The sequence below is a fragment of the Mesorhizobium sp. LNHC252B00 genome (assembly GCF_000502955.1).
Lineage (GTDB): Bacteria > Pseudomonadota > Alphaproteobacteria > Rhizobiales > Rhizobiaceae > Mesorhizobium.
On record NZ_AYWO01000170.1, the window covers coordinates 1 to 293 of the forward strand.

The 293-nt window shown below is 58.7% G+C and carries 1 pseudogene; it reads right to left on the bottom strand.

Annotated features, from left to right (window positions below):
- Nucleotides 1-215 (bottom strand): annotated as a pseudogene (locus tag X744_RS0139490) (hypothetical protein); the annotation flags it as partial.
- Between the last annotated feature and the right edge of the window lie 78 nt (nucleotides 216-293).

A 293-nucleotide genomic window follows, 5' to 3' on the forward strand; every position in this document is an offset into this window, starting at 1 on the left:
TTGATGGGAAGCTCGATCGCCTCGTGCTCGATCCAAGGCCCATAGAGGTCGGGCGCCGTCGCGTGCAGGATTCTCCACGTCTCGGTCGTCACCGTCCCGCTAGAACCGAAGACATGCCACAGCCTGCCATCGAAGACGGGGCATGGGTCCTTGAGGTCATCCACGCTTTGCGGATGGAACAGCGGAAACACGTTGGTGTCGAAATCGATCTTCATCTTAGCCCCGGAATTTGCCCTTGCCCCGGACGCGCCCAATGCCGCGGGCGAATCAAGTTGATGTCCGGGATATTTTAT